Source organism: Pseudomonas sp. SWRI179 (assembly GCF_014268705.1).
Lineage (GTDB): Bacteria > Pseudomonadota > Gammaproteobacteria > Pseudomonadales > Pseudomonadaceae > Aquipseudomonas > Aquipseudomonas zanjanensis.
This window is the reverse complement of record NZ_JABWRA010000028.1, coordinates 13,836-24,198: the sequence shown is the minus strand read 5'-3', so window position 1 is coordinate 24,198 and position 10,363 is coordinate 13,836. Positions and strand designations below refer to the sequence as shown.

Here is a 10,363-nt window from a genome sequence, read left to right as displayed (position 1 = left end):
CGAGCGGGAGCAAGCTCCCTCGCCACAGGTACTCGTTCGGCCAGTTATTCCACTCAGAACAGGAAATACCGCTGCGCCATCGGCAGCACGTCCGCCGGTTCACACCACAACAACACGCCGTCGGCCTTGACCTGGTAGGTCTGCGGGTCGACGTCGATGCTCGGCAGGTAATCGTTGTGGATCAGGTCGGTTTTCTGCACGTCGCGACAGCCTTTGACCACGGCGATTCTTTTCTTCAACCCAAGCTGCTCCGGCAACCCGGCCTCGGCGGCGGCCTGGCTGATAAACGTCAGGCTGGTGGCATGCCGTGAGCCGCCGTAGCTGGCGAACATCGGCCGGTAGTGCACCGGTTGTGGCGTCGGGATCGAGGCATTGGCGTCGCCCATCAGGCTGGCGGCAATCGCTCCGCCCTTGAGGATCAATGTCGGCTTGACGCCGAAGAACGCCGGGCGCCACAGCACCAGGTCGGCCCATTTGCCCACTTCGATGGAACCCACTTCATGGCTGATGCCGTGGGTGATCGCCGGGTTGATGGTGTACTTGGCGATGTAGCGCTTGATGCGGAAATTGTCGTTGCCTTCGCCGTCGCCGGGCAGGGCGCCACGTTGCTTCTTCATCTTGTCGGCGGTCTGCCAGGTGCGCGTGATGACTTCGCCGACACGGCCCATGGCCTGGCTGTCGGAGCTGATCATCGAGAAGGCGCCGAGGTCGTGGAGGATGTCTTCGGCGGCGATGGTCTCGCGGCGAATGCGGCTTTCGGCGAACGCCACGTCTTCGGCGATGCTCGGGTCCAGGTGATGGCAGACCATCAACATGTCCAGGTGCTCGTCGATGGTGTTGCGGGTGAACGGCCGGGTTGGGTTGGTGGAACTGGGCAGCACGTTGGGGAAACCGCAAGCCTTGATGATGTCCGGCGCATGGCCGCCACCGGCGCCTTCGGTGTGGTAGGTGTGGATGGTGCGGCCCTTGAACGCGGCCAGGGTGGTCTCGACGAAACCGGACTCGTTGAGGGTGTCGGTGTGGATCGCCACCTGCACGTCGTACTGGTCGGCCACGCTCAGGCAGTTGTCGATGGCCGCCGGGGTGGTGCCCCAGTCTTCGTGCAGCTTCAAGCCGATGGCGCCGGCCTTGACCTGTTCGACCAGCGGCTCCGGCAGGCTGGCGTTGCCCTTGCCGGTGAACCCCATGTTCATCGGGAAGGCATCGGCGGCCTGGAGCATCCGCGCGAGGTGCCACGGCCCGGAGGTGCAGGTGGTGGCGTTGGTCCCGGTGGCCGGGCCCGTGCCGCCGCCGATCATGGTGGTGACGCCGCTCATCAGCGCTTCTTCGATCTGCTGCGGGCAGATGAAGTGGATGTGGGTGTCGATGCCGCCGGCGGTGAGGATCATGCCTTCGCCGGCGATCACTTCGGTGCTGGCGCCGATGGCGATGGTCACGTCGGGCTGGATGTCCGGGTTGCCGGCCTTGCCAATCGCTGCGATGCGCCCGTCCTTGAGGCCGACATCGGCCTTGACGATGCCCCAGTGGTCGATGATCAGCGCGTTGGTGATCAAGGTGTCGACGACCTCGGCGGCCAGCAGCTGGCTTTGGCCCATGCCGTCGCGAATCACCTTGCCGCCGCCGAATTTCACTTCTTCGCCGTAGGTGGTGAAGTCCTTCTCCACTTCGATCCACAACTCGGTGTCGGCCAGGCGGACCTTGTCACCGACGGTGGGGCCGAACATGTCGGCGTAGGCTTGTCTCGAAATCTTCATGTGCTCGCCTTGAGGTTCTTAAGTCGTATGCAGTCCATTGTGGCGAGGGAGCTTGCTCCCGCTCGGTTGCGCAGCAACCGCCAAGAGAGGGCCGCTACGCAGCCCAGCGGGAGCAAGCTCCCTCGCCACAGAGGCGCTTCAGTCCAGGTCGCCCATGACCCGCCCGGCAAACCCGAACACCCGGCGATGCCCGGCCAGGTCCACCAGTTCCACCTCGCGGCTCTGGCCCGGTTCGAAGCGCACCGCGGTGCCGGCCGGGATGTTCAGGCGCATGCCACGGCTGGCGGCGCGGTCGAAGGTCAGGGCATCGTTGGTCTCGAAAAAGTGATAGTGCGAGCCGACCTGGATCGGCCGGTCGCCGCTGTTGGCGACGTTCAGCGTGAGCGTGCGGCGGCCGACGTTGAGTTCGATGTCGCCGGGCTGGATCTGGTATTGCCCTGGAATCATTGCGGTTGCCCCAAAGTCTTGTAGTAAATGGTGGTCGCGGTATACGTCCCGTCCGGGCTCTGGCAGTAGTCGGGCAGCTCGCCGACGCGGGTGTAGCCCATGGCGCGGTAGAACGCCTCGGCCTCGGAACCGGCCTCGGTGTCGAGGTACAACAGGCCGCGCTTGTGCTGGCGGGCGCCGAGTTCCAGGGCGCTCATCAATTGCTGGCCCAGCCCCCGGCGGCGGGCCTCGCCGCGCACCAACAGCTTTTGCACTTCAGCACGGTTGCGGCCGTTGGGCTTCTGGCACAGGGCAAGCTGGACGCTGGCCTGCACCTGTTCATCCTTGACCACCACCCACAGCAGCAGGTGACCTTGGTTGAGGCTGGTCTGGACGTCATCGAAATAGGCACGGGCCTGGACGGCATCAAGGTCGGCCATGAACCCGACGCTGGCGCCGTAACCGACAGCGTCGAGCAGCAGATCGATCAGGCCCTGGCGGTAATGGGCAAAGCTTTCAGCATGGACTCGACGCAACTGGGCGGCGTTCATCGGTATCACTCCTTGTCGATGGCGGGCGGTGGCGCCCCGGGGTTGAGGACCAACTGCATGAACGTCAGGTCCAGCCAACGGCCGAACTTGGTGCCCACCTGCGGCATCTGCCCGGTGGTGACGAAACCGGCCCGCTCATGCAGGCGAATCGAGGCCGTGTTGCCGCTTTCGATGGCGGCGACCATGACGTGTTTATCGCAGGCCCTGGCGCGCTCGATGAGGACGGCCATCAGCAACGGGCCAAGGCCGTTGCCGCGCTGGTCGCGGCAGACGTACACGGAATGCTCGACGGTGTGACGGAAGCCGTCGAATGGCCGCCAATCGCCGAAGGAAGCGTAGCCGAGCACGTTGTCCTCGGTGTCGACGGCGACGAGCACCGGGTAGTCCTGGGTTTGCCGGGCGCTGAACCAGGCCTGGCGATTGCCCAGGTCCACGGCTTGTTCGTTCCAGATCGCCGTGGTGTTGAGCACGGCGTCGTTGTAGATGTCGCGGATCGCCGGCAGGTCGGCGGGCTGGGCGTCACGAACATGGGCAGGCATGGCGTGGCCTCAGGCGATGGGCTGGTGGACGGTGACCAGTTTGGTGCCGTCGGGAAACGTCGCTTCGACCTGGATCTCCGGGATCATCTCCGGGATACCTTCCATCACCTGCTCGCGGCTCAGCAGCGTGGTGCCGTAGTGCATCAGCTCGGCCACGGTCTGGCCGTCGCGGGCGCCTTCCAGCAGCGCGGCGGAGATGTAGGCCATGGCCTCCGGGTAGTTGAGTTTCAAGCCTCGAGCCAACCGCCGTTCGGCGACGAGGCCGGCGGTGAAGATCAGCATCTTGTCTTTTTCGCGTGGGGTCAGGTCCATGTGCAATCCATAAGGGCAGATAATTTTTTGCGTTAAACACATTCCACTGTGGGAGCGGGCTTGCTCGCGAAGGCGGTGTGTCAGTCGACTCAAATGTTGTATGTGGGACCGCATTCGCGAGCAAGCTCCCACAGGGAAAGCAGATTCAGGTACTCCAGATTCTCGGTGGCATGGCTTCTCTTCCGAGCAATGCAGGCCTGAGCAAGCGCCACAACTCAATCAACCACCCCCGCGCCAGCAGCGCCTCGCTCGCCAGGCAACGGGCCACGAGCAAACCGGGCAGTTGGGTCAGGTCGCCGCGCACGGCATGGCCCAGGGATCGGCAGCGCTCCAGCAGTTCGCTGTCGATCTCGCCGGTCACCAGCAGCGTGGCGAACAGCGGATCACCGCCCAGGCCGATGGGCGAGTCCAGCAGCCCATCACCGCCGACAATGCGCTGGCGCTCATGCCACAACAACTGGCCGTCGCGGCGGATGTCCAGTCGCGATTGAAAGTGCCCAAGGTCGAATCGCTCGCCACTGGCCGGACGGCCGAGGGCAACCATGTCCCAGTAGAACAACCGGGCATCGCCCTGCAGGTCGATGCCCGTGCTGAGCTCGGCCTGGGCCGCACTGAAGACGATGGTTTCCTGGGGCAGCCATTCCAGGGTCGCGCCGGGGGCCACGCTCAGGGTCAGTTGCTGGTACGCCGGGCCGGCGGCGCGGTACCACTTGGCCGCGCCAGGGCTGGTCAGCTGCGCCCAGGCGCCCGGGCCGACGTGGGCCGAGATGTCCAGTCGATCACCGCCGGCAATCCCGCCGGGCGGGTGGACGATGATGTGCTGGCACACCTCGGGACCTTCGGCGTACAAATGCTTCTGCACCCGCAGCGGGCCTTTGTGGCGACGCTGTACCGGGCGTGTGCAATCGCCGAAGCGGGCATAGCCCAAGTCCAGCTCGGCATGCCAGTTGGGGGTGAACAGGGCTGATGGCGATACAGGTAGATTCATGATTTTCTGATTGTCGTCGGGACGCTAAGCCTAGATCGTTACCAGCCCGCGTACACCCTCGGCTTCCATATTTTCTCCGCGGCCCTGCTGCACGATCTCGCCCCGGGACATCACCAGGTACTGATCGGCCAGCTCGGCGGCGAAATCGTAGAACTGCTCCACCAGCAAAATCGCCATGTCGCCCCGGGCCGCCAGTTTCTTGATCACCGCGCCGATCTCCTTGATCACCGACGGCTGGATGCCTTCGGTGGGCTCGTCGAGAATCAGCAAGCGCGGCCGACTGGCCAGGGCCCGGCCGATGGCGAGCTGCTGTTGCTGGCCGCCGGACAGGTCACCGCCCCGGCGCTGTTTCATCTGCAGCAGCACCGGGAACAATTCGTAGATAAAGGCTGGCACTTCCTTGGCTTCTGAACCCGGAAAGCGCGACAGGCCCATCAGCAGGTTTTCTTCCACCGTCAGCCGCCCAAAAATCTCCCGGCCCTGGGGCACGTAGGCAATGCCGGCGTGCACCCGTTGGTGCGGCTTGAACGTGGTGATGGCCTTGCCTTCCCAATTCACCGCGCCCTCCTTGGCCGGCAGCAGGCCCATCAGGCATTTGAGCAGGGTGGTCTTGCCCACGCCGTTGCGACCCAGCAGGCACGTCACCTCGCCAACCTTCACGTCGAACGACAGGCCGCGCAGGATGTGGCTACCGCCGTAGTATTGGTGGAGCTTTTCGACTTGCAGCATGTCTTGAATCCCCTTGTATCCCTTGTGGGAGCGAGCCTGCTCGCGAAAGCGGTGTGTCAGTCACAGTTGTCCCGACTGATATCCCGCATTCGCGAGCAGGCTCGCTCCCACAGGGGGAACGTGTTTGTCGATCTAGCGACCGAGGTAAACCTCGATCACCCGCTCATCGGCCTGCACCTGTTCCAGCGACCCTTCGGCCAGCACGCTGCCCTGGTGCAACACGGTGACGTGGTCGGCGATTGCGCCGACGAAGCCCATGTCATGCTCTACCACCATCAGCGAATGCTTGCCCGCCAGGGACTTGAACAGCTCGGCGGTGAACTCGGTTTCCGCGTCGGTCATGCCCGCCACCGGTTCGTCGAGCAGCAGCAATTGCGGGTCCTGCACCAACAGCATGCCGATCTCCAGGAACTGCTTCTGGCCGTGGGACAACAGCCCGGCGGCGCGGTTGACCGAGGTGGTGAGACGGATGGTCTCGAGCACTTCGTTGATGCGGTCGTGCTGCTCGCCGGTCAGTCTTGCCCGCAAGCTGGCCCACACCGATTTGTCGGTCTTGAGCGCCAGCTCCAGGTTCTCGAACACGCTCAGGGCTTCGAACACCGTCGGTTTCTGGAACTTGCGACCGATGCCGGCCTGGGCGATCTGTACTTCGCTCATGGTCGTCAGGTCGAGGGTCTCGCCGAACCAGGCCTTGCCGTGGCTGGGGCGGGTCTTGCCGGTGATGACATCCATCAACGTGGTTTTGCCCGCGCCGTTGGGGCCGATGATGCAGCGCAACTCACCGACGCCGATGTACAGGTTCAAATCGTTCAAGGCCTTGAAACCATCGAAGCTGACGCTGATGTCTTCCAGGGTCAGGATGGTGCCGTGGCGGGTGTTCAGGCCCACGCCGGCCGCCTGGCCGAGGCCAATGGCGTCGCGGCTGCTGCCTTGGTCTTTGTTGGGCTCCAGAATGGGTTCGAGCATGAAATCCGCCGTTGGAGTGATGCGCATCATTCGCCCCTTTTCTTCAGCAAGCCGATCACGCCTTTAGGCAGATACAGCGTAACAACGATGAACAGGGCGCCGAGGAAGAACAGCCAATACTCAGGAAACGCCACGGTGAACCAGCTCTTCATGCCATTGACGACGCCGGCGCCCAGCAACGGCCCGATCAACGTGCCGCGTCCGCCGAGGGCGACCCACACGGCGGCTTCGATGGAGTTGGTCGGCGACATTTCGCTGGGGTTGATGATGCCCACCTGCGGCACATACAACGCCCCGGCCAAACCGCACAACACCGCGCTCAAGACCCAGACGAACAGCTTGAACCCCCGGGGATCGTAGCCGCAGAACATCAGGCGGTTTTCCGCGTCGCGCAGGGCGGTCAGCACCCGGCCGAACTTGCTGCGGGCCAGGCGCCAGCCGATGAACAGGCTCGTCACCAGCAGCAACACCGTGGCGAAAAACAGCACCGCCCGGGTGCCTGGCTCGGTGATGCCAAAACCCAGGATCGAACGGAAGTTGGTGAAGCCGTTATTGCCGCCAAACCCGGTTTCGTTGCGGAAGAACAGCAACATTCCGGCGAAGGTCAGGGCCTGGGTCATGATCGAGAAATACACGCCCTTGATCCGCGAGCGGAAGGCGAAGAAACCAAACACCAAGGCCAGCAAACCCGGCGCCAGCACCACCAGGCACATCGCCCAGAGGAAACTGTCGGTGCCGGCCCAGTACCAGGGCAACTCGGACCACGACAGGAAGGTCATGAATGCCGGCAAGCCATCCCCGGCGGCCTGGCGCATCAGGTACATGCCCATGGCATAGCCGCCCAGGGCGAAGAACAAACCGTGGCCCAGGGAGAGCAAGCCGGCGTAGCCCCAGACCAGGTCCAGCGCCAAGGCGACGATGGCATAGCAGAGAATCTTGCCCACCAGGGTCAGGGTGTAGGCCGAGACGTGCAGCGGATGGTCCGCCGCCAGCAGCGACAGCAGCGGCAGGCTCAGCAGCACGGCGAGGATCAGCGCGCCGACGGCGAGGGTGACTTTGGGGCCGGCCTTTTGCGTGGCCGTGAGCATCAGGGGCTGGTTCATCAGTCGATTACCCGTCCTTTGAGCGCGAAGAGGCCTTGCGGACGCTTCTGGATGAACAGAATGATCAGCGCGAGGATCAGGATCTTGCCGAGCACGGCGCCGATCTGCGGTTCAAGGATCTTGTTGGCGATGCCCAGGCCGAACGCGGCGAACACGCTACCGGCCAACTGGCCGACGCCGCCGAGCACCACCACCAGGAACGAGTCGATGATGTAGCTCTGGCCCAGGTCCGGGCCGACGTTGCCGATCTGGCTCAGGGCCACGCCACCCAGCCCGGCGATGCCCGAGCCGAGGCCGAAGGCGAGCATGTCCACGCGCCCGGTGGGCACGCCGCAGCAGGCGGCCATGTTGCGGTTCTGGGTCACCGCGCGGACGTTCAGGCCCAGGCGCGTCTTGTTCAGCAGCAGCCAGGTCAGCACCACCACGAACAGCGCGAAGGCGATGATCACGATGCGGTTGTACGGCAACACCAGGTTCGGCAACACCTGGATCCCGCCCGACAGCCACGCCGGGTTGGCGACTTCGACGTTCTGCGCGCCGAACACCAGGCGCACCAATTGGATCAGCATCAGGCTGATGCCCCAGGTGGCGAGCAGGGTTTCCAGCGGCCGTCCGTAGAGGTGGCGGATCACCGTGCGCTCCAGGGCCATGCCGATGGCGGCGGTGATAAAAAACGCCACCGGCAAAGCGATCAGCGGATAGAACTCGATGGCGTTCGGGGCGAAGCGCTGGAACAGCATCTGCACCACGTAGGTGGAGTAGGCGCCGAGCATGAGCATCTCGCCGTGGGCCATGTTGATCACCCCCAGCAGGCCGAAGGTGATCGCCAGGCCGAGGGCGGCGAGCAGCAAAATCGAGCCCAGGGACATGCCGCTGAACGCCTGGCCCAGCAACTCGCCCACCAGGAGCTTGCGCTTGACCTGGCTGAGGCTGGTCTCAGCGGCGGTGCGCACGGCGGCATCGGTTTCGACGCCGGGTTCGAGCAGTCCTTCCAGGCGGGTGCGGGCCAGCGGGTCGCCGGTTTCCCCCAGCAGGCGGACGGCGGCCAGGCGCACGTTGGGGTTGGTGTCCACCAGTTGCAGGTTCGCCAGGGCCAGGCTCAGGGCGGCGTGTACGTCTTCGTCCTGCTCGCCGGCCAATTGCCGATCGAGAAACGCCAGTTGCGCCGGGCGGGCGCTTTTTTGCAGTTGCTGCGCGGCGGCCAGGCGTACGCGGGCATCGACGGCGAGCAGTTGATGGCTGGCCAGGGCGGTTTCGATCAGCCCGCGCAAGCGGTTGTTCAGGCGCAGGGTCTTGGGTTGGCCGTCGACGGTCAACTGGCCTTGTTGCAGGGCGTTGATCAGTTCGACACGCTCAGGCTCCGGCTGCGCGGCCCAGGTTTCCAGAAGCTTGGCCTGCTGGGTCGGGTTGGCGGCGACGAAGTCTTCGGCGTCGCCGGCGTATGAGGCCATCGGCAGTAACAGTGCGATGGCGAGGATCAAGCGGTGGAGGGCAGTGGGCATATTGTTGGCCTTGCGCAAAACTTCTTTTGTGGGAGCGGGCTTGCTCGCGAAGGCGGTGGGTCAGGCAGAACAACTTTGACTGACACTCCGCATTCGCGAGCAAGCCCGCTCCCACAAGGGAGTTGTGTCGGACCCGAGCGTCATGCCCGGGCCGACACCCATGGGCTCAGTTGCTCTTCACCGCATAGTCAGGCTTCTTGTCGTTGCCGGCGATGAAGGGGCTCCACGGTTGCGCGCGGATCGGCCCTTCGGTCTGCCAGACCACGTTGAACTGACCGTCGGCCTGGATCTCGCCGATCATCACCGGCTTGTGCAGGTGGTGGTTGGTCTTGTCCATGGTCAGGGTGTAGCCCGACGGTGCGGCGAAGGTCTGGCCGGCCAGGGCTTCGCGGACTTTGTCGACGTCGGTGGACTTGGCTTTTTCCACCGCTTGCGCCCACATGTGAATGCCGACGTAGGTGGCCTCCATCGGGTCGTTGGTCACCGCTTTGTCGGCGCCCGGCAGGTTCTTGGCCTTGGCGTAGGCTTTCCAGGAATCGACGAATTTCTTGTTCGCCGGGTTATCCACGGACTCGAAGTAATTCCACGCCGCCAGGTTGCCCACCAGTGGCTTGGTGTCGATGCCGCGCAGTTCTTCTTCGCCCACCGAGAACGCCACGACCGGTACGTCGGTGGCCTTCAGGCCCTGGTTCGCCAGTTCTTTGTAGAACGGCACGTTGGAGTCGCCGTTCACGGTGGAGATGACCGCGGTCTTGCCACCGGCCGAGAATTTCTTGATGTTGGCCACGATGGTCTGGTAATCGCTGTGGCCGAACGGGGTATAGACCTCTTCGATGTCCTTGTCTGCCACGCCTTTGGCGTGCAGGAACGAACGCAGGATCTTGTTGGTGGTGCGTGGGTAGACGTAGTCGGTGCCCAGCAGGAAATAACGCTTGGCGCTGCCGCCTTCTTCGCTCATCAGGTATTCCACCGCCGGAATTGCCTGCTGGTTTGGCGCCGCGCCGGTGTAGAACACGTTGGGCGACATCTCTTCGCCTTCGTATTGCACCGGGTAGAACAGCAGGCCATTGAGTTCTTCGAATACCGGCAACACGGATTTACGCGACACCGAGGTCCAGCAGCCGAACACCACGGCGACCTTGTCCTGGGTCAGTAACTGCCGACCCTTTTCGGCGAACAGCGGCCAGTTCGACGCCGGGTCCACGACCACCGCTTCGAGCTTCTTGCCGTTCACACCACCCTTGGCGTTGATCTCGTCGATGGTCATCAACGCCATGTCCTTGAGGGACGTCTCGGAGATCGCCATGGTGCCGGACAGCGAATGCAAGATGCCGACCTTGATGGTCTCGGCGGCCTGGACGGTCCAGGCCATGCCCATCGCGGCAATACTTGCCGAGAGTGTAAAAGCCTTGATCAAGCTACGACGCTTCATTGTGCGATCTCCATGGACTTATGAGTTTTAGGTGGCAGATGCAAACGCTGAAGGCGCTTTT

Annotated in this window: 11 protein-coding genes; all 11 read right to left on the bottom strand. The window is 63.9% G+C overall.

What is annotated here, in order from left to right:
- Positions 1–53: 53 nt before the first annotated feature.
- The 11 genes from ureC to urtA all read right to left on the bottom strand — a co-directional run bounded on the left by ureC (position 54) and on the right by urtA (position 10,302).
- The gene (gene ureC / locus HU767_RS16880; protein WP_186730041.1) at positions 54–1,754 is read right to left on the bottom strand and encodes an urease subunit alpha; all 1,701 of its coding nucleotides are present in this window, start codon (positions 1,752–1,754) and stop codon (positions 54–56) included.
- A 138-nt stretch (positions 1,755–1,892) separates the two neighbouring features.
- Positions 1,893–2,201: an urease subunit beta gene (locus HU767_RS16875; protein ID WP_186730040.1), complete on the bottom strand. Its 309-nt coding sequence runs from the start codon at positions 2,199–2,201 to the stop codon at positions 1,893–1,895.
- Positions 2,198–2,731 carry a GNAT family N-acetyltransferase gene (locus HU767_RS16870; RefSeq protein WP_186707783.1) on the bottom strand — a complete coding sequence of 178 codons (534 nt, stop codon included), beginning with the start codon at positions 2,729–2,731 and terminating at the stop codon, positions 2,198–2,200. The genes HU767_RS16875 and HU767_RS16870 overlap by 4 nt, the downstream gene beginning before the upstream one ends.
- A gap of 5 nt (positions 2,732–2,736) precedes the next feature.
- Entirely contained in the window at positions 2,737–3,270 is a 534-nt protein-coding gene (locus HU767_RS16865; RefSeq protein ID WP_186730039.1) for a GNAT family N-acetyltransferase, read from the bottom strand.
- Positions 3,271–3,279: 9 nt separating this feature from the next.
- A complete protein-coding gene (gene ureA / locus HU767_RS16860; RefSeq protein ID WP_003186301.1) occupies positions 3,280–3,582 on the bottom strand; it encodes an urease subunit gamma in 303 nt (100 codons plus the stop codon).
- A 145-nt stretch (positions 3,583–3,727) separates the two neighbouring features.
- Positions 3,728–4,570, bottom strand: coding sequence for an urease accessory protein UreD (locus HU767_RS16855; protein ID WP_186730038.1), 843 nt, complete (start codon positions 4,568–4,570; stop codon positions 3,728–3,730).
- Between the two features lie 30 nt (positions 4,571–4,600).
- Entirely contained in the window at positions 4,601–5,299 is a 699-nt protein-coding gene (gene urtE / locus HU767_RS16850) for an urea ABC transporter ATP-binding subunit UrtE (RefSeq protein ID WP_181287336.1), read from the bottom strand.
- A 132-nt stretch (positions 5,300–5,431) separates the two neighbouring features.
- Positions 5,432–6,292 carry an urea ABC transporter ATP-binding protein UrtD gene (gene urtD / locus HU767_RS16845; protein WP_186707777.1) on the bottom strand — a complete coding sequence of 287 codons (861 nt, stop codon included), beginning with the start codon at positions 6,290–6,292 and terminating at the stop codon, positions 5,432–5,434.
- The gene (gene urtC / locus HU767_RS16840; RefSeq protein WP_186707775.1) at positions 6,292–7,368 is read right to left on the bottom strand and encodes an urea ABC transporter permease subunit UrtC; all 1,077 of its coding nucleotides are present in this window, start codon (positions 7,366–7,368) and stop codon (positions 6,292–6,294) included. Before urtC ends, urtD begins: the two co-directional genes overlap by 1 nt.
- Positions 7,368–8,870 (bottom strand): urea ABC transporter permease subunit UrtB, encoded by a 1,503-nt coding sequence (gene urtB / locus HU767_RS16835; RefSeq protein WP_186730037.1) that lies wholly within the window; start codon positions 8,868–8,870, stop codon positions 7,368–7,370. Before urtB ends, urtC begins: the two co-directional genes overlap by 1 nt.
- 166 nt (positions 8,871–9,036) lie before the next feature.
- Complete coding sequence (urtA, locus tag HU767_RS16830) at positions 9,037–10,302, bottom strand: urea ABC transporter substrate-binding protein (RefSeq protein WP_186730036.1); 1,266 nt, start codon at positions 10,300–10,302, stop codon at positions 9,037–9,039.
- Positions 10,303–10,363: the final 61 nt, after the last annotated feature.

Coding starts and splice junctions, on each gene's coding strand:
- ureC (WP_186730041.1), bottom strand. CDS start 1,754: ATGAAGATTTCGAGACAAGCCTACGCCGACATGTTCGGCCCCACCGTC.
- HU767_RS16875 (WP_186730040.1), bottom strand. CDS start 2,201: ATGATTCCAGGGCAATACCAGATCCAGCCCGGCGACATCGAACTCAAC.
- HU767_RS16870 (WP_186707783.1), bottom strand. CDS start 2,731: ATGAACGCCGCCCAGTTGCGTCGAGTCCATGCTGAAAGCTTTGCCCAT.
- HU767_RS16865 (WP_186730039.1), bottom strand. CDS start 3,270: ATGCCTGCCCATGTTCGTGACGCCCAGCCCGCCGACCTGCCGGCGATC.
- ureA (WP_003186301.1), bottom strand. CDS start 3,582: ATGGACCTGACCCCACGCGAAAAAGACAAGATGCTGATCTTCACCGCC.
- HU767_RS16855 (WP_186730038.1), bottom strand. CDS start 4,570: ATGAATCTACCTGTATCGCCATCAGCCCTGTTCACCCCCAACTGGCAT.
- urtE (WP_181287336.1), bottom strand. CDS start 5,299: ATGCTGCAAGTCGAAAAGCTCCACCAATACTACGGCGGTAGCCACATC.
- urtD (WP_186707777.1), bottom strand. CDS start 6,292: ATGCGCATCACTCCAACGGCGGATTTCATGCTCGAACCCATTCTGGAG.
- urtC (WP_186707775.1), bottom strand. CDS start 7,368: ATGAACCAGCCCCTGATGCTCACGGCCACGCAAAAGGCCGGCCCCAAA.
- urtB (WP_186730037.1), bottom strand. CDS start 8,870: ATGCCCACTGCCCTCCACCGCTTGATCCTCGCCATCGCACTGTTACTG.
- urtA (WP_186730036.1), bottom strand. CDS start 10,302: ATGAAGCGTCGTAGCTTGATCAAGGCTTTTACACTCTCGGCAAGTATT.